This is a genomic window from Hymenobacter miniatus, assembly GCF_016427455.1.
GTDB lineage: Bacteria > Bacteroidota > Bacteroidia > Cytophagales > Hymenobacteraceae > Hymenobacter > Hymenobacter armeniacus.
Window position 1 is genome coordinate 285,885 of record NZ_JAELXR010000007.1, and the last position, 21,739, is coordinate 307,623.

At 57.4% G+C, this 21,739-nt stretch carries 16 protein-coding genes; 9 read left to right on the forward strand and 7 right to left on the reverse strand.

Annotation, left to right across the window (positions count from 1 at the left end):
• Positions 1-86: 86 nt before the first annotated feature.
• A complete protein-coding gene (locus JAO73_RS13375) occupies positions 87-2,591 on the forward strand; it encodes an ABC transporter permease (protein ID WP_198977507.1) in 2,505 nt (834 codons plus the stop codon).
• A gap of 48 nt (positions 2,592-2,639) precedes the next feature.
• Positions 2,640-5,474: a S9 family peptidase gene (locus tag JAO73_RS13380; protein ID WP_198977508.1), complete on the forward strand. Its 2,835-nt coding sequence runs from the start codon at positions 2,640-2,642 to the stop codon at positions 5,472-5,474.
• Between the two features lie 220 nt (positions 5,475-5,694).
• Here JAO73_RS13380 and JAO73_RS13385 read toward each other — a convergent pair whose 3' ends face one another.
• The gene (locus JAO73_RS13385) at positions 5,695-6,423 is read right to left on the reverse strand and encodes a DUF4262 domain-containing protein (protein WP_198977509.1); all 729 of its coding nucleotides are present in this window, start codon (positions 6,421-6,423) and stop codon (positions 5,695-5,697) included.
• Between the two features lie 262 nt (positions 6,424-6,685).
• Here JAO73_RS13385 and JAO73_RS13390 point away from each other — a divergent pair, with 262 nt between their 5' ends.
• The 4 genes from JAO73_RS13390 (at position 6,686) to JAO73_RS13405 (ending at position 10,775) form a co-directional block, all read left to right on the forward strand.
• Complete coding sequence (locus JAO73_RS13390; RefSeq protein ID WP_198977510.1) at positions 6,686-8,014, forward strand: tyrosine-type recombinase/integrase; 1,329 nt, start codon at positions 6,686-6,688, stop codon at positions 8,012-8,014.
• A 108-nt stretch (positions 8,015-8,122) separates the two neighbouring features.
• The gene (locus tag JAO73_RS13395) at positions 8,123-8,491 is read left to right on the forward strand and encodes a hypothetical protein (RefSeq protein WP_198977511.1); all 369 of its coding nucleotides are present in this window, start codon (positions 8,123-8,125) and stop codon (positions 8,489-8,491) included.
• 135 nt (positions 8,492-8,626) lie between these two features.
• Positions 8,627-9,268, forward strand: coding sequence for a hypothetical protein (locus JAO73_RS13400; protein WP_198977512.1), 642 nt, complete (start codon positions 8,627-8,629; stop codon positions 9,266-9,268).
• A gap of 268 nt (positions 9,269-9,536) precedes the next feature.
• The gene (locus JAO73_RS13405; protein WP_198977513.1) at positions 9,537-10,775 is read left to right on the forward strand and encodes a hypothetical protein; all 1,239 of its coding nucleotides are present in this window, start codon (positions 9,537-9,539) and stop codon (positions 10,773-10,775) included.
• 124 nt (positions 10,776-10,899) lie between these two features.
• Here JAO73_RS13405 and JAO73_RS13410 read toward each other — a convergent pair whose 3' ends face one another.
• Positions 10,900-11,556 carry a recombinase family protein gene (locus tag JAO73_RS13410; RefSeq protein ID WP_198977514.1) on the reverse strand — a complete coding sequence of 219 codons (657 nt, stop codon included), beginning with the start codon at positions 11,554-11,556 and terminating at the stop codon, positions 10,900-10,902.
• Positions 11,557-11,850: 294 nt separating this feature from the next.
• Positions 11,851-12,165, reverse strand: coding sequence for a hypothetical protein (locus JAO73_RS13415; RefSeq protein ID WP_198977515.1), 315 nt, complete (start codon positions 12,163-12,165; stop codon positions 11,851-11,853).
• A 426-nt stretch (positions 12,166-12,591) separates the two neighbouring features.
• Between JAO73_RS13415 and JAO73_RS13420 the strand changes: the two genes are divergently transcribed.
• A complete protein-coding gene (locus JAO73_RS13420) occupies positions 12,592-14,511 on the forward strand; it encodes an ABC-F family ATP-binding cassette domain-containing protein (RefSeq protein ID WP_198977516.1) in 1,920 nt (639 codons plus the stop codon).
• Positions 14,512-14,657: 146 nt separating this feature from the next.
• Here JAO73_RS13420 and JAO73_RS13425 read toward each other — a convergent pair whose 3' ends face one another.
• From JAO73_RS13425 to JAO73_RS13440, 4 genes are all read right to left on the reverse strand, one after another.
• Positions 14,658-17,231 carry a pectinesterase family protein gene (locus JAO73_RS13425; RefSeq protein ID WP_198977517.1) on the reverse strand — a complete coding sequence of 858 codons (2,574 nt, stop codon included), beginning with the start codon at positions 17,229-17,231 and terminating at the stop codon, positions 14,658-14,660.
• Positions 17,232-17,510: 279 nt separating this feature from the next.
• Positions 17,511-18,353, reverse strand: a complete 843-nt coding sequence (locus JAO73_RS13430) for a hypothetical protein (RefSeq protein ID WP_190921936.1) — start codon at positions 18,351-18,353, stop codon at positions 17,511-17,513.
• Between the two features lie 79 nt (positions 18,354-18,432).
• Complete coding sequence (locus JAO73_RS13435) at positions 18,433-18,792, reverse strand: DUF952 domain-containing protein (protein ID WP_198977518.1); 360 nt, start codon at positions 18,790-18,792, stop codon at positions 18,433-18,435.
• A gap of 146 nt (positions 18,793-18,938) precedes the next feature.
• Positions 18,939-19,325: a hypothetical protein gene (locus tag JAO73_RS13440; protein ID WP_190921934.1), complete on the reverse strand. Its 387-nt coding sequence runs from the start codon at positions 19,323-19,325 to the stop codon at positions 18,939-18,941.
• Positions 19,326-19,494: 169 nt separating this feature from the next.
• On the opposite strand from JAO73_RS13440, the gene hppD reads away from it, so the two are divergent.
• Both hppD and JAO73_RS13450 read left to right on the forward strand, forming a co-directional pair.
• The gene (hppD, locus tag JAO73_RS13445; RefSeq protein WP_198977519.1) at positions 19,495-20,628 is read left to right on the forward strand and encodes a 4-hydroxyphenylpyruvate dioxygenase; all 1,134 of its coding nucleotides are present in this window, start codon (positions 19,495-19,497) and stop codon (positions 20,626-20,628) included.
• A 141-nt stretch (positions 20,629-20,769) separates the two neighbouring features.
• A partial coding sequence (locus JAO73_RS13450; protein ID WP_198977520.1) for a hypothetical protein occupies positions 20,770-21,739 on the forward strand: 970 nt, incomplete at its 3' end.

Genomic DNA, 21,739 nt, shown 5'->3' on the forward strand with positions numbered 1-21,739 from the left:
GCCGCGCCCCCAATTTTACATTCCTTCCCGTGACGCCCTCCCCCACTCCTCCCGCTTCTCGCCCCGCTTTTTCCTGGCTTTTCCGCATGGCCTGGCGCGACAGCCGCCGCAGCCGGGCGCGGCTGCTGCTGTTCATGGCCAGCATCATTCTGGGCATCGCAGCGCTGGTGGGCATCAATTCCTTTGGCGACAACCTGGCCAGCAGCATCAGCGGGCAAGCACGGGAGCTGCTGGGGGCCGACCTGGTGCTGACCGGCAGCAAGGGGTTTTCCAAAGAGCTGCGGCCCACGCTCAACCAGCTGGGTACGGCTCGCACCCGCGAGGTGGCCTTTGCCTCCATGGTCGAGTTTCGGCCCAACCGGGGGGTGCGGCTGGTGCAGGTGCGCGCCCGCGACGGCGGCTTTTTCTACGGCGACTGGCAGACCGAGCCGCGCACCGCCGCCCAGCGCTTCGTGCAGGACAGCACCGCGCCGGGCGCGCTGGTCGACGATGCGCTGCTGGCCCAGTTTGGGGCGCGGGTGGGCGACTCGGTGCAGGTGGGCAAGGTGCGGCTGCCCATCATCGGGCGGGTATTGAAGACGCCGGGACAGTCGGGCATCAGCTCGGCGGTGGCACCCACGGTGTTTATCCCGCTTGCGCTGGTGCGCCAAACGGGCCTGGTGCAGCGCGGCAGCCGGCTGCAATACCGGCGCTCCTACCAGTTTGCGCCGGGCACCGACGTGGCGGCCGTGGTGAAAACCCTGCAAACCCGCCTCGACAAGGCCGACATTGACGCCGACACCGTGGCCACCCGCCAGGAGCAAACCGGCCGCGCCTTCGCCGACCTCACCCGCTACCTCAGCCTGGTGGCCTTTGTGGCGCTGCTGCTGGGCTGCGTGGGCGTGGCCAGCGCCGTGAACCTGTATGTGCGCGAAAAGCTGGCCGCCGTGGCCGTGCTGCGCTGCCTGGGCGCCAGCGGCCGGCAGGCGCTGCTCATCTATTTGATTCAAACCGCGGGGCTGGGGCTGGTGGGCGCCGTGCTGGGCTCGGCGCTGGGCGCAGTGGTGCAGGGCCTGTTGCCGCGCGTGCTGGGCGACTTTTTGCCCGTCGACATCACCGTGAGCGTCTCGTGGCCGGCCGTGCTGACTGGCTTGGCTACAGGCTTGCTGATGGCCGTGCTGTTTGCCCTGCTGCCGCTGCTGAGCGTGCGGCGAGTGTCGCCGCTGCGGGTGCTGCGCACGGCGTTTGAAGACGAGGCGGAAAAACCCGACGCGTGGCGCGGACTCGTGATGGCCGTCATTGGCTTGTTCATTCTGGCCTTTGCCTACCAGCAAACCCAGAGCTGGAAAACGGCGCTGGGTTTCGGCGCGGGGCTGCTGGTGGCGGTGGTGGCCTTGGGCGCCGTGGGCCGCCTGCTGATGGAACTGGTGCGCAACTTCTTCCCCAGCGGCTGGAGCTACGTGTGGCGGCAGGGCCTGGCCAACCTGTTTCGGCCCCAAAACCAAACCCTCACGCTGGTCACGTCCATTGGCCTGGGCACCTTCCTGCTGGCCACGCTTTTCCTGACCCAAGCCCTGCTGCTGGGCCGCGTGCAGATAGCCGGGCAGGGCCAGCAGCCCAACCTGGTGCTGTTCGACATCCAGCGCGAGCAGCGGGCCGGCGTCGAGGACCTGTTGAAGGCGCAAAAATTGCCCGTGCTGCAGCGCGTGCCCATCGTGACCATGAGCCTGAAGGCCATCAACGGCCGCACGGTGGCCGAGCTGAAAAAGGACACCACCACCGGCATTCCGCCCTGGGCCCTCACGCGCGAGTACCGCGTCACGTACCGCGACTCGCTCAACTCTTCGGAAAAGCTGGTGGACGGCACCCTGCCCGGCCTGGCCCCCGACGGCACCCCGCGCATTTCGGTAGAAGCCGGCTACCTGCAGCGCGCCAAGCTCAAGCTCGGCGACACGCTGGACTTCAACGTGCAGGGCGCGCCGATGCGGGTGGTCATCGGCGGCACGCGCGAGATTGACCGGGCGCGGGTGCAGCCCAGCTTTTTGGTGGTGTTTCCGGCGGGCGTGCTGGAGCAGGCGCCGCAGTTCACGGTGCTGCTCACGCGCACGCCCAACACGGCGGCGCTGGCGGCCGTGCAGCAGCGGCTGGTGCAGGAATTTCCGAACGTGTCGGCCATCGACCTGGCCCTGATTCTGCAAACGCTCGACGACCTCATCGGCAAAATCTCCTTCGTCATTCGCTTCATGGCCGGCTTCAGCATCCTCACCGGGCTGCTGGTGCTCAGCAGCTCGGTGGTCATCAGCCGCTACCAGCGCGTGCGCGAAAGCGTGCTGCTGCGCACGCTGGGCGCCAGCCGGGCCCAGATTCTGCGCATCACGCTGGTCGAATACGGCCTGCTGGGCCTGCTGGCGGCGCTGGCGGGCATCGGGTTGGCGCTGCTGGCGGCCTGGGCGCTGGCGGTGTGGGTGTTCAGTGCCAGCTTTGGGCCGGCGCTGCTGCCGCTGCTGGGCCTGGCCGCGCTGGTCACGGTGCTCACGGCCGCCATTGGGCTGTTTAATAGCCGAGACGTGCTGCGCCGCTCGCCGCTGGAAGTGCTGCGGGCCGAGGGCTAACGGCAGCGGGGGCTGGAGGTATATTTGGGAAGAATCCCATTTCCAGCTATGCCCAAGTCCATTCTATTCATTGCCGCGCTGGTTTGCCAAGTGCCCGCGCTGGCCCAGCAAACGCCCAAAAACAAAAAGCCGCTCGACCACTCCGTGTATGACTTGTGGGAAAGCGTCGCCAACCCCAAAATCAGCAACAACGGCAAGTACGTGCTGTACCAGGTGAAGCCCCAGCAGGGCGACGGCACCTTGTACATCAAAACGGCCGGCAACCGCCAACTGGCCCAGATTGTCCGGGGCGACTCGGCTGCTTTCTCGGCCGACTCCCGGTTTGTGGCGTTTTCCATTAAGCCGCCCTACGCGCTGGTGCGGCAGGCCCGCATCAAAAAGAAAAAGCCCGACGACATGCCCAAGGATTCGCTGGGCGTGTACGCCCTCGAAACCGGCAAGCTCACGAAGTATGCCAACGTGAAGTCGTGGCAGCTGGCCGAAAAAGCCGCGGTGCTGGCCTTCCTGGGCAACAAGCCGGTGCTGAAAGACGCCAAGCCCAAAGCCCCGGCCGATACCCTCAAGAAGCTCACCGATGGCCTGCTCGACGCCAACAAAGCCGGCGCGCCCCTCACCGTGCTCAACCTGCCGGCCGGCAGCAGCCGGGAGTTTGCGGCCGTGACCGATTACCAAATCAGCAAGCCGGGCAACCGCGTGGCCTTCGCCGTGCTGGCCCCGAAAGGCAGCCAGGACGTGCAGTCGGGCCTGTATGCGTTCGACGTGGCGGGCGGCAGCCTTCGGAAGCTGAGCAGCGGCAAGGGCACCTACAAAAACCTGGCGTTCGACGACGCCGGCAAGCAGCTGGCTTTCGCGGCCGAGAAGCACCCCGAGAAGGCCTTGGTGAAGCCATTCAGCCTGTACTACACCAACTTCGCCACCGACTCGGCCGCCATCATCCTGCGGCCGGGCGATAAGGCACTGAAGGCCAACTGGTCGCCGAGCGGCTTTGGCAAAATTCAGTTCAGCGACAACGGCGAGAAGCTGTTTTTCGGCACCGCCCCCGACCCCATTCCGCAGGATACCTCGCTGGTGGAGTTTGAGCACGCCAAGCTCGACATCTGGAACTACAAAGACGACTACCTGCAGCCCACGCAGCTCAAGAACCTGAAGAAGGACCTGCAGCGCAACTACCTGGCCGTGCTCTACCCCAAGCGCGGCAACCAGTTCATCCAGCTCGAAGACGAGTACCTGCGCGACTCCTTCCTGGCCGAAAACACCAACGCCGAGTACGTGCTGGCCCTCACCGACACCGCCAAGCGCATTGCGGCGCAGTGGGAAGGCGCCGCGCGCCGGCAGGCGTTTCAGGTTTCTACCACCACCGGGCAGCGCGTGGCCATCAACCCGCAGGCCCTCAAAAGCCGGTTTCAGCTGTCGCCCAACGGCGACTACGCCCTGTGGTACGACGACGCGGCCAAGGCCTGGTTTTCGTTCGCCGCGGCCACCCGCCGCACCACCAACCTGACCGGCCAGCTCCCCGTTTCCTTCACCGACGAAGAAAACGACTCGCCCACCGACCCCGAACCCTACGGCGTGGCCGCCTGGACCAAAAACGACGAGGCCGTGCTGGTGTATGACCGGTACGACATCTGGAAAATCAACCCCAAAACCGGGGCCGCCGTCAACTTCACCAACGGCCTGGGCCGCGCCGCCAAGCTGCAGTTTCGCTACCGCATTCCGGTGGACAAAAAGAAGTTCATCGAGCCCAAAGACGAACTCCTGCTGCTGGCCCAAAACACCGAAACCAAGCAGTGGGGCTATTACCGCAAAACCATTGCCGGCACCAAAGCGCCGCAGTTTGTGACCATGGGACCGGTGAGCTACTCGCCCCTGATGCAGGCCAAAAACGCCGGCACGCTGCTCTACACCAAGTCGAGCGTGAGCCAGCCGGCCGACGTGTACGTGAGCACCGACCTGCGCAAAGAAACCAAGCTGAGCGCCATCAACGCCCAGCAGCAGAACTACAACTGGTTCACGGCCGAGCTGGTGCACTGGACCACGCCCCAGGGCCACAAGGCCACCGGCGTGCTCTACAAGCCCGAAAACTTCGACCCCGCGAAGAAATACCCCCTGATTTCGTACTTCTACGAAAAGCTGTCCGACGGCATCTACCGCTACCAGGCCCCGGCCCCCACGCCCTCGCGCCTCGATATCGCCATGTTTGCCAGCAACGGCTACCTCGTCTTCACGCCCGACATCAGCTACACCGTGGGCGAGCCCGGCCCCTCGGCCGTGGAATACGTGAACTCCGGCGTGGAAGCGCTGAAGAAAAACCCCTGGGTCGACGGCGCTCACCTCGGCATCCAGGGCCAGAGTTGGGGCGGCTACCAGGTGGCTTACCTCATCACCCAAACCAACATGTACGCCGCCGCCTGGGCCGGCGCGCCCGTCGTGAACATGACCTCGGCCTACGGCGGCATCCGCTGGGAATCGGGCGTGAGCCGGCAGTTCCAGTACGAGCGCACCCAAAGCCGCATCGGCGGCACACTCTGGGAAAAGACGGATGCCTACCTCCGCAACTCGCCGCTGTTTTCGCTGCCCAAGGTGCAGACGCCGGTGGTCATCATGGCCAACGACGCCGACGGCGCCGTGCCGTGGTACCAAGGCATCGAAATGTTCACCGACCTGCGCCGCCTGGGCAAGCCCGTGTGGCTGCTGCAATACAACGGCGAGGCCCACAACCTCGTGAAGCGCGAAAACCGCAAGGACATTTCCATCCGCGAGCTGCAGTTCTTCGACCACTACCTGAAAGGCGCGCCCGCGCCCGTGTGGCTGAGCACCGGCGTGCCCGCCGTAGAAAAAGGCCGCAACTGGGGCCTGGAAACCGCGAAAGGCAACGGGATGTAGAGACGCATATTTGCGTCTCGGCGTCCGCGCCGTTCGGACTTCGTTCCAACGCCGCCGTTCAACGATGAGACGCAATTATGCGTCTCTACTTCACGCTTTCAACAGAAAAAGGCCCGTTTCCAAATTGGAAATGGGCCTTTTACAATTTAAAACAGCCCACCCCATACCCCCGCCGCGACGGGGCGTGTCGGGCGCCGCGGCAGGGGCTTTAGTCACAATGTTACTCCCAACCATTCCACTCAAGTTCAACTTTGTCTCTCCACAATCCCTTGCCGGTTTCTAAGTAAACTACTCGCTCTAAAGACTTATCAATACCTAACAATAAACCCAGTGGAACTATGCGCATCACCTCTTTCGGTGTGTCGGGTCCTGCTCCTGAAAATATTTCCCATTCATCCTCTTCCCATCTGGTCACTTCGGTGGCCTTTTCTCCAAAAAGCACACTCAAATCGGTAACAGACATTGAGCTATTTGGAACAGGGTAATCCCATTTGCGAGATAGCCACTGCCAAATTGGTTGTGAAACAATTTCAAACGCTTGTGACATATCAGGCACATCCAACGTGCGATGATTAGCATCTGGCAGAATCTGCCAAACCTGTATTTCGGTTTGATTATAATAATCAAATACGCTTATCGTGAGCAATTCACTCCAAGACTTATCGACTTTAGCAATATAAAAATCGCCTAATGAATCTATGCTAATAGCATGATTATGCCAGCCGCGTTTTCCTTCACAAGCCGATATTATTTCATCAAAAATTTTGCTTACATCGAATTTGGAATAATACTCGCCACCGGCGAAAATGAACTCCCAACCCAAATTTTCCAAGCAGCCTATTGTGTATGCGAATCTAGGTAGTTGACCACCTGTAACCACAGTTACATGATAGCCATGTTGCTCAATGTTTGCTTTTATTTCACGCAGAAATTCTTCTCTCTGTATCATGTGCTCCTATGCAAGTTATGGGCTGACTAAGAATCAGGGCGGCTAATGTAAGTGGAACACCTCCCCACCCCGCCCGCCCCGGCCGTACCTTTGCGGCCTATGAACCTGTTATCCGCCGAATATATAATAAGGTGCAAAAAACCGCCTTTTTGCTATCATTATTGCACTTTTTTAAATTATGCGTATACATATTTGGCAAAAACGGATACACGCTTTACCTTGTTGGAAGTTGTTCTTTTTCAGCATTCTAACGGTCACGGTAATGTCCAAAATCACATTCATTCTTCGCCCTGCCAATGCCAAAGGCGAATGCCCGGTATCCATCAAGCACAAACACAGCACTTTAACCCCTTTCACCAAAAAGACCGGCGTTAGCGTTCCACCGCAGTACTTTGACAAAAAAACCGGCAAGGTCAGCAACCGCTTACCTAGTCACGTTAAGGATAACGCAAAGATTGAACAGGTACGTGCAGATATAGAACTGGCAGCCTTCCGGTTAGAAAGAAGCATCGAATTACGCGACCGGGCAGGCATGTCCAAAGCCTACGATGATATTGTCAGTAGTCGCATCAAACTGGACAAGAATTACCGCACTATGAAAGCGGGGTATGAAGACTTAGCCGAACAATTAAGGCATGAAATTGCTGAACTAAAAAGCCAGTTAGAAGAAAAGCAAATTGAATTACGGGATTACGAAATGATACTAGGCAACTTCGACGGGAAGTTGCTGAAAGCGTATGTACATCGGTACCGGGACACACAAAAAATAACCGATAACACCAAACGGGCATACACTAACCTTGCCCGATACATTACTGGCTTCAATCAATTTTGGGAAATTACCGACGTAAACCCCGATACACTGATTGGGTTTGAAAACTATCTGATTTCGCTAGGGCTGAATAATAGCAGCACCAATCAATATGTCAAGCGGGCAAAGACGGTCGTATTGAAGTATGCTGACGTATTGCAGATTAACAAGCAACCTATCAAAGACCACCGCGCAGAAAGCAAGCAACTGCGCAAGCAAGACGTACTATTTCTATCTACGGAAGAATTGAACGCCTTCAAAGAATTAGAAGTGCCTAAGCGTCGGGAAGTTGTCAAAGATTCGTTTTTGCTAATGTGTGCGACTGGCTTACGATTCAGTGATTCCCAAATAACGCCAAATCAAGTCGTCGGTAAGTTCATTGTATTGACAACTAAGAAAACTAACACGTTAGTCAAAATCCCGCTGAATGATACAGCAAAGGCAATTTTGGCTAAGTATAAGAATGAAATGCCTTATCAATATCTTCCCAACTTTTCGCGGGTATTGAAGGCACTAGCGAAGCAAGCGGGCATCGATGAATTAGTATACAATGCGAAGCGTGTAGGCACTGAAATAATAGCCGAATACGTGCCCAAACATACGCTTATCAGTGCCCACGTCGGGCGCAAAACATTCATTTCGCATTCCCTTGCCAGTGGTGTCAATCCCGCCGTATTGAAGCAGTGGATAGGGCATTCAAAAATGGAACTGATGTTTAGCAATTACGCAAGCGGTGCCATGAATACAGTCGAAGAAATGAACAAGGTAAGCAGCATCTAAGCAGCCTAGAAACGCACAGAAAGGCACCGCTACGGCGCGAACGTCGGACAAGCCAACCAACACCACCCGAACCCCTGACTTGTTGCTAGGTCAGGGGTTTTGTGTACCTTGGCAGGACACCTAAACCCCATAAACATGCTAATCCCAAAACTAGCCGAATATTTAGCGCCAGCAGGTTCGCACAAAATTATTGACTACATGATTCCTAAAATAAAGGAAATGAAATCCAAATTGGAAATAGTTTCACAGTTTGTTGACGCGTGTATAGCAAATAAGGAAAGATTAGAACTGAATTTTCCAAATTCAAAAAATTCAGGTTTAAACTTAAAAGATTCTGATAGTTATCCTTATCCTTTTCTAATTGCAGTTACGGGCGACGGGGTAACAACTAACTTAAATATTCCTGTAGATAGTCAGGAACAGATGGACGCACTACAGGAACGGGCGAATTCCCGTTTCAAGAAAGCAAGCAATTAGCCGAAGAACGCATTTTAAGGCACCCATACGGCGCGAACGTCGGGCAAGCCAGCCAACACCACCCGAACAGCAAGAACGACCGTCTAAGCAATAAGACGGTCGTTCTTGTATCTTCCCTTATCCATCATCAACGACATGAAGAACAATCGACTAGAAGACTGCTGCTTTATCATCAATGTATTAGCAGGCGAAATTCGCCACAGCATCAACGGTTCAAAATTCATCATGGAACGAATAGATACCGAAGAAGATAAGTGTAAAGAAGAAAATTATCTATGGAACATCGGATTACGTTACGGGTGCATTAAAATTTGTTCCTTTCTTGACGAATGGAATAGGAAATTCTTGACCCTTAAAGCCGAAAATATAGAAGCAACTAGAATTGAACGCGTCGAATTCATTTCAAAACCTGCTATGGATAGAATCAACGAATTCACCGACATTCATAAGTTTCGTAACTGGTTGCTTGCGCACAATCTACGGGTAAGTGTCCAGAATTACGCTAACGTATTTCGGGGCAATCATATAGCTAATATGAAGATGCCGACGACACTTGCAGATTACTTGCTAATTCGTGACTGCATTTCGCATTGCCAGCAAGCCATAAATGAAGTATTCCCTGAATACTATATGAAACCGATGACGTTTATTAACGCCAATTCTGACAGGAATTATAACAAAGGATTAGAACTGGATGAATATGAAATCGAAACGCAAAAGGTAAAGGCAGCCATCGAACGCAACCGTATAGCCGATAGCACTAACCACATTTCATAATTAAGCGCATTTATAGCCCCGCTACGACACGAAAACCCCTCAGCCCCTACACCGATATCCCTAGCCCACTAGCAGCGCCTTAAACGAAGAATTCTGAAACCCTAGTCACAGTAGCGGCTAGGGTTTCTTTATGCCCGAACATATCTGAATAAAAAAATAACTGAACTATTATCTACGAAACGCTAAAACCTGCCTAGTAAATGCTACTATATACTATAACCATAGTGTCCGAAATTACAACAACAATAAAAATAATAACCCCTATTTAATGCCCCAACATACTAAAAAAGACCTATTTACACTTTCACTAGATTGCCTAAATATTCGGTTGAATCATTCCTTTCCCGTAGCACTGGATTTAACAACGCTACACCCGTCAACCGCACTACCTATCTACGTTCAAGGTTCAACTACGTTGACCATGCTAACCGATGACAAACGTAACAGCAGCTACCATCTAAGCTATTCAGTAGACGTAAGCGGTAAGCGTATCGGCGTTGTTGACGTGAATCCAGTACGCGCCCACTATGCCGCAAATTTAGTGCATTACCGCGCCGATAACAGGTTGCTTTATACGGCATCACTGCTTTCGGCTATTCGTCAATTTATGGCAGACTTTAACTTGCTATTCCACAACTATGCGAAGCTAGATATTGCTTTAGATACGAACGTAGACGTAATGAAGCGGTTTAATAAGTATTTCTTCAACCCCGAAACCTATCACTTTCACAAAAATAAAAAGCAAATTGAAAAGATTAACGCGTTCGGCAGCGTCAGCCGAAACGGGGACACGAACTTTACTGTATATCTAGCTGAAAACGTGGGCGGGCGTTCACTAAAGCTGTATAACAAAACCCGCGAAATAGCCGAAAGCAGCAACAAGGGTTATATCACCGATTACCACAGCGCCAACGGTTTAGACGTAAGCAAAGACGTTTGGCGACTGGAATTAAGCATTACGAACAACGCTATTAAAGACACCGATTATATCTACCGACTGAAAACTGATTACAATACAGCAATTACCTACGATAAGTATTCGAAACTTGAACAAACCGAAAAGGCATTGTATACCCGCGAAAGCAAAGGCAAGGATTATAATCCCATTTTCAGCCAGTTACAAGATTCCGAACACCTGCTTAGCCTGTTCAATTGTTACGGTGAATCTATTGCTGAATTCAGAAAGAAAGATGACAGCAACAAAACCCGATGCACCCGTATGCCGCTTATCCATCTAGGCGACAACATTAAACCTATTATCCCAAATGAATATATAATAACAGCCAGCAAAAGCGAAGAAAACACCATGAAGCACAATATCAGATTCAACTTTGACCAATTCCAAAAGCGGAACAACTTGCTTTACCTTGAAGTAGCAAAGGATATAGCCCTGAACGGCAATCTAATCGACTACTACGATAGCCTATACCACAAGTATCAGTCTGTAATTTCCGCCTATAACCATAGTATCCTAAATTACAATAATAATTCTAAATCCTTATTCTAAAATTATTCACTAACAGCCACTTAAAGCCAATAATCAATTACCAAAAACAAAACAAAAAAGAACCCCGAACCTAGCAATAAGTTCGGGGTATTTTATTGAATCTACTAGCAGCAACAATCAATGCTTATTCACTGCTACGCAACCGCTTAACCGCCGTGGGCGTGAACTGGCACCCGCGCCGGGTTTTGTAGCCGCTAGCGTTCAATTTGTCGGCAATGGCTGCCAGTGTTGCCCCGCCCGATGCAAGCAGGTCTATCAGTTGCTTTGCTTGCACGTTGGCTTTATCCGTTTTGGCGTTGTTTTGGCGCGTCTGCTGCCCTTTTGCCCGTCCTTCGCTAGTCAGGTTCGCTACCGTCCCCAACGCTTCACCCCGCGCCCGTTTTGCGGCTAGTGCATCCGTTGTCCGTTTGGCTATCGTTTCCCTTTCATGCTGCGCAATCGACGCAAATATGCCTATTGTTAAGCCGTTGGCGTCGGGCATGTCTGCGCAACAAAAATCCACGCCCGAATCCCTTAACGTGAAAATGAAAGCAGCATTACGTGACAGCCTATCCAATTTGGCAATCAGTAAAACGGCATTGTTCTTTTTGGCGTGGGCAATGGCAGCGGCAAGTTGTTCGCGGGTGTTGTTCTTACCGCTTTCCACTTCCACGAATTCAGCCAAGATATTATCGGCTGTCTTAGCGTAGGCAACAACGGCGGCGCGTTGTGCTTCCAGTCCTAGACCGCTGCTGCCTTGCTTATCAGTCGAAACCCGCAGGTAAGTAACATAGCGTTTCATCGATGCTTTGCTGTCCCTAGTGCGACAACTGAAACAAAGGTAGCAGGATTTATCATTACTGCAACGGTCGTTACTGAAACGATAAATCTAGTTTCGGGCATAATAGGCAAAAGCAATAGCCCCGATTAGTGGTTATTAGTATTCCCGACCTATCCAACCCCTATCTGCCCGCCTATTCCGCGTCTATTCGCTGTTTTCCGGTTGTAGTATCAACTAACAGCGGTTTGCCCCGATGTATGAACACAAAAAAACCGCCACTTATTAAAGCAGCGGTTTCAATGGGTATTGATGCAACTAACGGATAACGGTAGGGGCTGCCGGGCGGCTTAGCCGACGGACTGTTGCCCGTTTCGGTACCGTTGTGGTGGTGGTTACCGTTGCTTCAAACGCTGGTTGCGAAGCTTTCAAGCTGTAAGCAACCAAATCGTCAATGAAAGCTTGCGCGTCAGCTTCCGTGTCAAAGAATACGGTTGTATCCAGTTCAGGACGCGACGCAATGATTTTGACTGCGGTGTTCTTTTCGTTTTCAACGGTCAACTTCATACCGGCAACATGGTCGATGTTGATGTACAACGGGCTTCCTTCTTTGGTGAATGTGATGAATGGCATTGTGTTGTTGATTAAGGTGAAGTATAAAGTTATACATCATTTTTTAGCATTCCAAGCTTCTTAGCATATCACTTTAGCAATTTCTTTTCCTTGCCCCTTGCCACAAGCATTCGGTGTCATTGTCCCTTTTCCTTCTATACGTTCAACAGCGGGCATATTTCGCCCCAAAAACGACGGGTTGTAGCTGTTGCTTCACTTGCCACTTTTGCCGCTGCTGTTGCGTTACCTTTTCCTTGCCCGTTGGGGCGGTCGTACCTTTGAAGATAGGCACCCCGCTAGAATGCAAAACCCGGCACAATTGGGCATGTATCCATTTTGCCGGGTATGTATCCAGCATGTATCCGTTTTCCCCGAAAAAACATATACACGCCACTTTGCCGCACTTAAAAACCGCCATAACGACACCGTAAAGGCATACTTTTTACAATGAACCTGTTATCCGCCGAGAACATCTCGAAGAATTACGCCGACCGCTGGCTGTTTAAAGACCTAAACTTCGGCCTCAACCAAGGCCAGCGCGTGGCCTTTGTGGGCATCAACGGCACTGGCAAAACCACCCTCATGAAGGTGCTGGCCGGCCTCGAAGCCCCCGACACCGGCGAGGTGAGCGTGCGCAAAGGCATCCGCGTGACGTACCTGGGCCAGAACCCCGTGTTCGACGAAAGCCTGAGCGTGGAGCAAACCATCTTCGCCAGCCAAAACGACACGCTCAAGGCCATTCAGGAGTACGAGCACGTCGTCAACGACCCCAACCACAAGCCCGACGACCTCCAGCGCGTGCTTGAGCGCATGGACGCCCTCAACGCCTGGGACTACGAAGCCCAGGTGCAGCAGATTCTCGGCCGCCTCGGCATCCTCGGCGACTTGCTCACCCGCAACGTGGCCCAGCTCTCGGGCGGGCAGCGCAAGCGCGTGGCCCTGGCCCGCGTCCTCATCGAAGAGCCCGACGTGCTGCTGCTCGACGAGCCCACCAACCACCTGGACCTCAGCACCATTGAGTGGCTCGAAAACCGCCTCTCCTCCCCCACCCTCACCCTGCTGATGGTGACCCACGACCGGTACTTCCTCGACAAGGTGGCCAACGAAATTGTGGAGCTCGACAAGGGCCAGGTGTACCGCTACCAGGGCAACTACGCCTACTTCGTGGAGAAAAAAGCCGACCGCGAAATGCGCGAAGCCACCGAAGTAGAAAAGGCCCGCCAGCTCTTCAAAAAGGAATTGGAGTGGATGCGCCGCATGCCCCAGGCGCGCGGCACCAAGCAAAAAGCCCGCATCGACGCTTTCTACGTCACCAAAGAGAAGGCCAGCACCAACCTCAGCAAGCAGCAGGTGGAGCTGAGCGTGAAAACCACCCGCCAGGGCGGCAAAATCATCGAAGCCAGCCACTTGAACAAACGCTTCGGCGACAACGTGGTGCTGGATGATTTCAGCTACGTGTTCAAGAAGAAGGACCGCATCGGCCTCGTGGGCCCGAATGGCGCGGGCAAGTCCACGCTGCTCAACATGCTTACCGGCAAGCTGCAGCCCGACTCCGGCACCATCGACGTGGGCCTGACCACCGTGTTTGGCTACTACACCCAGACCGAGCTGGAATTCGACCCCTCGCAACGCGTCATCGACATCGTGAAGGAAGTGGCCGAAGTGGTGGAGCTGGCCAACGGCGACGTGCTCACCGCCAGCCAGTTCTTGAACTTGTTCCTGTTTCCGCCGGCCCAGCAGTACACGCTGGTGAGCAAGCTCAGCGGCGGCGAAAAGCGCCGCCTGCAGCTGCTACGCGTGCTCATCAAGAACCCCAACTTCCTGATTCTTGACGAGCCCACCAACGACCTCGACCTGGGCACGCTCAACATTCTGGAAGACTTTCTGCTGCACTTCTCCGGCTGCCTGCTCATCGTGAGCCACGACCGGTACTTCCTCGACCACCTCGCCGAGCACCTCTTCGTGCTCGAGCCCGGCGGGGCCGTCCTCAACTTCCCCGGCAACTACACCGACTACCGCGAGTACCTCGCCGAGCGCGAAGCCGAAGCCGCGCTGATTGAAGAAGAGAAAGCCGCCAAAGCGGCCCGCGCCGCCGCGAAAGCGGCCATCACGCCGGCCGCCGTGAGCACCGCCGTGGCGCCCTCGCCCCAAAAGCGCCGCGCCACCTTCGCCGAGAAAAAGGAGTACGAGCAGCTCGAAAAAGCCATGGCGACGCTGGAAACCGAGAAGCAGGACATCACCGCCAAGCTGAACGGCGGCAGCGGCTCGCCGCAGGACTTTGCAGCCTGGGGCGCCCGACTCTCGGCCCTGAATGAAGAATTGGAGGAGAAAGAATTGCGCTGGCTGGAACTGGCGGACCTCGGCTAATTCCTCGGAGCCATCGGCTGCAATCCCAGCCGCTTTTTCAAATGCCCTTCAACCGGAAGCGGGGGATGCACAAGCCGGCTGGCTTGCGCATCCCCCGCTCTGCTTTTTCACTCATACCGCGCCGCCACACGGCACGAACCCGGGCGCTACTCTTTGCGCAAAGACACGGCAAACTGTTCATTATCAAACGTGTATCGCACTACATAAAAGCCGGGCGCCAAAGTAGCAAGATTGAGGAGTGTTTGCTGGGCCCCGGCCGCGCATGGCACCGTGGCTACCCGCTGCCCCAGGGATGAATACACCGCAATGCTGGCCTCGCGGCCGGCGGCCGGGTGCATCACCAGGCACTGGGCAGTGGCGGGGTTGGGGTATAGTTGGAGAGACTGCGCCACTGCACGGCGCGCCCCGCTGACCAGGTTGGCTTCGCCCTTCGCCTGCACGTTTTTCAGGGTGGCGAAGCGCGTAGTGACGGTAGTGGAGCCGCAACTGAAGTACACGCGGAACGTGAGGCGCTGCCCAGCGGCCAGCGTGAGGCCCGTGGCGCCGGCCAGCGCAAGGCGGTAAGCGGCGCTGGTGTTGGTGGTCAGAATGGGCGTCGCGAACCCGCCGTTGGCCGAGCTGAGGAGAATGCCGCCGGGGCCCTTGCCTCCGGTCACGTCGGCCGAATCGGTGGCAAAACCGCTGCGCGACCACACCACGGCCAGCTTGGTGTTGCTCACCGAGCCCGTAACGTAGGCGTTGAATACTACCGAATCGAGCCGCACGGCGCTGCTCCCGCTCGGGGCTACGGTGAATTGCTCGTAGTACGTCCGGTTCAGGTTGCCGCCGTTGCCGCCCAGGGCGGTGGTCCAGCCACCGTCGGCCACGGGCGCAAACGCCTGGCCGTAGGTGCGGGAATACGGCGGGATGGTGGCCGCCGCTGAACCGCTGGACAGCACGAACTTGCGCAGCGTGGGCGTGCTGGCTTGCAGCGCGGCCACGCGCACGGCGGCGCTGTCCTGGCCGCTGCGGGCCATGGGCCACCACTGCAGCACCACCGATTGGGGCAAAGCCGCGGCCTGCTTCAGCCCCGATACCGGCACATTGACCGTGACAGCCCCGGCGCTGGCCAGCGTCAGGTTGCCGGCGTAGGTGCCCACGGCCCCCGCGTTGAGGCGCACGCTGAGAGTGGTGCTGGCCACGGCGCCGGCGCTGCCGGGGGCCAAAGCGAGTGGCGCGGCGCTACCAAACCACGTTGCCCCGCCGTTTGCCGATACCTCAAATCCGGTCGGTGGCGTCACCGTGACGGCACCCGTCAGGTTCTCGGCACTCACCAGCAGGTTTTGGGCGGCAGAGGGTGGCGTGCCGCCCTGCAGAAAGGCCTGCGTGGTGCCCGAGGTGAAAATGGTGGGCGTGCTCGAAATCTCCAACGTATCGGTTACGTGCGTGGCCAGGCCGGTTTTGGAAGCCCGCACGTAGTAGAAACAAGACGTGCCCGGCGCCGGAATGGGGTCTGTGGTGCCAAAGTTGATGTTGGCGGCCACCGAGGAGGTGGTGCTGTAGAGCTGCGTGTAGGTGCCGCGGCGCGCCGAACTACGGAACAGCTGGTACTGCACGCCCGCAATCAGCCAGCTGCTGTTCCAGGTCAGGGCCGACGGGGCCGGGCCACTGCCTTTCACGGCCCGGAAATTCGACACCGCAATGGCCGGGTCCTGATGGCCGCAGAAGTTGGGCACCACGGTGCAGGGGTCCCAGCTGCCCAGCACGGCAGCGCGGGTGTAGTTCACCGTGTCGGCATCGACGAGCTGAAAAGACCACGGCACGCGCTGGCTGGTATTCACCAGGTTGCCGCTGAAATCGCGGCTTTTGTACTCAGCATATTGGATGACGCTGGTCACCGTGCCCGCGTCCCATACCTGCCAACCTGCAGGCTTGATGGAATTGCCCATGGTGGTGTTCAGCCACACTACCCGGGAGGCCGAGCGGTCGGTTGGCGTCGAGCCCAGGTCGTTCTGCCAGGGCCGGCCTAGGGTGTAGGTGGTGGTGCCCCGGTTTTCGGGAATGACACAATTGCGAAACACAAACCCGTAGGTCTGGCCGGGCTGCGTGTTGGCGGCCGTGATGTAGCCGCCGCTGCCGCCGTCGCGCCGGGTGCGGGGGTAAATGATACAGTTCTCGAACAGCCCGCGGCCCGCGCCAAAAATGAAATCCACCACGCCATCGATGTAGCACTCTTTGAAATAGCTGCGGTTGCCGGCCTGCGAGTTAAGCTGCATGGTGTCTTGCCCGCCCAGGAAACGGCAGTTTTTAAACGCCACCCGGTCGCCGGTGATGTACATGGCCAGGCCCTGCGGCGCGTCGCCATACGAGTTTTCGAAGGTGATATTCAGCGCGCTGATATCGGAGGCGTTGATGATGAAGCTGGCCGAGTTGCCCGGAAACGACGGCGTGTTGGCGTCGTTCCAAGTCAGCACGGTGCCCGCCACGCTCTCCCCGACGAATTGCAAAAACGGTTTGTTGGCGGGCACCGTCAGCTTCTCCCGGTACTTGCCGTTTTTGATGAAGATGGTGAAAACCGTGGTGCGCCCCGTGGGAGCGGCGTTGATGGCGGCCTGCACCGTCCGGTAAGCGCCCGAACCGTCTTTGGCCACTACCAGGTCGAAGGCCTGGGCCTGGGCGCCTTGCGCCAGCAGGAGCAGCGCGGTCAGCAACAAGGCCAAAAGCGTAAAGCGTTGTTTCATATAGCACAGCGTGGGGTTAAAAACCAGTGGTCTGCCCCGCCCGTGGCGGCATAAGACAGCGGCTAAAGGTGAAGGCCGCGCTCATAGAAACAATGCAAAATGGAATAAATAGTAGCGGGAACGTTGCCGGCAACGTTCCCAGGACGTCGCGCGCATGCGCCCCTACCCTACACAGCTCTCGTGCAGCAGCTACGGAAACCTACCGCCTGCTCAGTTGAATCATAAAAAAAAGGTCCTCGCATCGCTGCAAGGGCCTTCCATCGAATTCTGGCCTAACGCTTACTGCCGCGTGCGCACCTGCGCAAATTCCAGCGGCACCACGGTGCTGCCCACCGGGGCCTTCAGCACGAAGCCGTCGGCGGCGTCGTAGCGCGGGAAATAGAGGTAGCCGCGCACCTGCTGGCCGGGCTCCAGGGTCACTTTGCGCAGGGCGTAGTCCTGCAGCAGGGCGGCGCGCTGCTGCAGCACCTCGGCGGCCACGGCGTGCTCGATTTTGGTGGCGCTGGAAATCACGTTGTAGGCCACGGCCGCGTCATGAATGGCCACGCGGTTCTGGTATTGGGCCGCGGTTTCGCGCTTGCCAATGCTGGCCACGTCGGTGGCCAGGCTGGCAGCGGCCAGGCCCAGGCCCAGCCAGTCGAAGCGAGAGGCCTTCTCGGCTTCCTTATCGGCTTTGGCCTTCAGGGCGCTGATTTCGGGCTCGGGGTCGAAGGCGGCCACGGCCTGGGGCGGCAGCGGCGGCAAGGGCAGCGACATGCTGGCGGCGGCCACGGCGGCCGTTACTTCGGCGCCGGGCAGGGGCTTGGGGCGCTTGGCTTTGGGTTCGGCCGCGGGGGCCGGCAGGCGGTTGGCTTCGTACTGAAACGCGGCCGGGTCGACCACCAGCGAACGGCGCGTGGGGTTGCGGTACTCGGCCTCAAACACCACCCGGTTGGCCTCGTAGCACACAAAGCTCAGCCGGACTTCTACGCTATCGGCCACGGCCTGGGCCTGCTCGCGGCCCTCGGCAAACAGGCCGGTCGATTTGACGGGTTTCAAACCCAGCTGGTAGGTGGGAGCGCAGGCCGTGGCCAGCCCCACCAGGGCCAGCCAGCGCAACGGACGCAAGTAGAGAGACAGCATAAAACGGAACGTTTTAGAGGTTTGCTTCTGGGCGGAAGATGCGCCGCACCGCGCGGGGGTTGCACCGGACTTTAAAAATTTATTCGCCCGCGGATTGCAACTCCGCTGGCAGTTGAAGTTCTCCCTGTTTATTAGCCTCAAGGGGCCAGGCGCGGCAAATGGCACGCAGCGGCACCGGGCCAAACACGTGCGCAAAATGCTGCTGCCGGCTCTCGACCCATTCGCGCTCAACGCGCACGCCGGCCGCGGCCAGAGCCGCTTCGTCCCATTCCAGCAAGAGCAAATCGGTACGGCCGGCGTAATAGCGGCGGGCCGTTTCCAGAATCTGATGTTGCTCTGAGGAGTGAATGAAACCCTCGGCGGCCAGGTCGGGGCTGGCAAAGAAGCCGGTCTGTTGGGCGTGCTGCCAGTCGGTGGGCTCGGCAATGCGGTAGAGCATATTGGTCTATTTGGAATTGTGAAAACAGAACGTCACGCGCAGCGCAGCCGAAGCACCTCCACCTCACGCATGAATCAGTTGCGTGGTAGAGCTGCTTCGGCTGCGCTCCGCATGACGTTCTGTTTTTCGTCAGGAAACCGGCAGCCCTACGCTTTCCAGAGCTCTTGCTGCACGTTTTTGCCTACGGTCAGCATGATGCGCACGGGGTTGGGCACCAGCGTGATGCGGGCTTCTTTGCCGGGGTATTTTTCGGAATCCACCCACACGCCTTCTTTGGGCGAGGGCGTGGAGTTGGGGTTGCTGGGCAGGTAGGCGGTGGGGAGCAGCACGTCGGTGTCCGACTTGAGGTCGGAGTGCACCTTGTCGAGCGCCGTTTCGAGGAAATCGCCGTATTCGTCGTTGAAATCGTCTTCGAGGTCGTGCAGGGCTTCCTCCACGTCGTCGTAGCGGGCGTCGTCGTAGGTGAGGGTGTGCAGCTCGGCTTTCTTCTCAATCAGGGCCACGAGGGCGCGGTTCAGTTCTTCGGTATTCATTGGGTGGCGCTAAGGCAGATGATTGGACACAAAAATGGGAATGAATTGCCAAACCTGCGCGGCGCCGCGGCCGACGCAGCCCGGCAATCCGCCAAATGGAGCGCATAACCAATCAAACCCGTATTTTTACCGCGTTCATCCCCCACCCATTTCCCTTTCAACCGCGCCCATGCAAACCATGACCTCGCCCGAAGTGCTGGCCCAGCCCGCCCAGGACTTCCTCCCGCTCAAAGGCACCGACTTTGTTGAATTCTACGTGGGCAACGCCAAGCAGTCGGCCTACTACTACCAGGCCGCGTTCGGCTTCGAACTGGTGGCCTACGCCGGCCCCGAAACCGGCCTGCGCGACCGCGCCAGCTACGTGCTCCAGCAGGGCAAAATCCGGCTGGTGCTCACCACCTCCCTCCTGCCCGACTCCGACATCACGCGCCACGTGGCCCAGCACGGCGACGGCGTGAAGGTGATGGCCCTGTGGGTGGACGACGCCCGCAGGTCGTGGGAAGAAACCACCAAGCGAGGCGCCAAATCGGCTTTCGAGCCTTACACCATCGAGGACGAGCACGGCAGCGTGACGCTCTCCGGCATCTACACCTACGGCGAGAGCGTGCACACCTTCGTGGAGCGCACCAACTACACGGGCCCGTTCATGCCCGGCTTTGTGGCCAAAAGCAGCGGCGTGCCCCAAGGCGCCCCGGTGGGCCTGCTGCACGTAGACCACTGCGTGGGCAACGTGGGCTGGGGCGAAATGAACCAGTGGGTGAAATTCTACGAGGACGTGATGGGCTTCAAGCTCCTGCTCACGTTCGACGACGAAGACATCTCGACCGAATATTCGGCCCTCATGTCGAAGGTGGTATCCAACGGCAATGGCTACGTAAAATTCCCCATCAACGAGCCCGCCGAAGGCAAGAAGAAGTCGCAGATTGAAGAATACCTCGACTACTACCACTCGCCCGGCGTGCAGCACATCGCCATCGCCACCAAGGACATCCGCGCCACCGTGACCGAGCTGCGCCGCCGCGGCGTGGAGTTCCTGAGCGTGCCTGGCGCCTACTACGAAGACCTGCTGGAGCGCATCGGCGCCATCGACGAAGACCTGGAATCGTTGAAAGCCCTGAACCTGCTGGTGGACCGCGACGAGGAAGGCTACCTGCTCCAGATTTTCACCAAGCCCGTGGAAGACCGGCCCACGGTTTTCTACGAAATCATTCAGCGCAAAGGCGCCAAAAGCTTCGGCAAGGGCAATTTCAAAGCCCTGTTTGAGAGCATCGAGCGCGAGCAGGCGCTGCGGGGCAACCTGTAGGCTCTCGCAGCCCGTTCGGTGTGACTTATGAACGTCATGCTGAGCGAAGTCAAAGCATCTCTACTGCGCAAGTAATTCATTACTATTGCGGTAGAGAGGCTTTGGCTTCGCTCAGCATGACGTTCTTTTTTGCTCAGTGCTATGGTAAAAACCGCTACTCATTCGCTGCTCCTGCTGCTGGTGCTGGCCTGCTTCACGGCCCGGGCTCAAAGCGGCTGCACCGACCCGCGCGCCACCAACTACAACCCGGCCGCCACCCTCAACGACGGCTCGTGCCAGTACGCCACCACCAGCACCCCGCTCATCACCAAAACGCCGCTGGGCAGCGCCGTGCCCGAAAGCTCGGGGCTGCAATACACCGACCGCAACCTGTGGACCCACAACGACAGCAACAACACGCCCGGCTTCTACAAGATTGATTCGACCTCGGGCGCTGCGGTGCAGCACGTCGTCATCACCAACACCATCAACATCGACTGGGAAGACCTGGCCACCGATGCGCAGTACCTCTACGTGGGCGACTTTGGCAACAACAACGGCGACCGGCGCGATTTGCGGGTGCTGCGCGTGGCCAAAGCCGACATCGGCACCGGGCCTTCGGTGGCCGTGACGGCGCAAGCCATCACCTTCAGCTACCCCGACCAAACCACTTTCACCCCGGCCATTAACAATCACAACTTCGACTGCGAGGCGTTTTTCTACGCCAACGATTCCCTGCACCTGTTCACGAAGAACTGGGCCGACCTGCGCACCAAGTACTACACCATCCCGGCGCAGCCCGGCACCTACGTGGCGCATTTCAAGGGCAGCTTCAACGTGAACGGGCTGATTACGGCCGCCGACCTCAACCCCGCGGGTACCGGCGCGGCACTGCTGGGCTACAACGCCAGCACCGGCGCCACGTTCCTGTGGCTGCTGTCGGACTTCCGGGGCGGGCAGTATTTGAAGGGCAACAAGCGCCGGATTGAGCTGCCCAATGCCCTGTTCATCGGACAGGCCGAGGGGCTGACATTTGTGGACCAATACCGCGTGTTTATCTCCAATGAGCAGGTAAATTCCATTGTCACGGTTCCGGCGCGGCTCTATGCCCTGAACACGCGCCCCTGGCTGG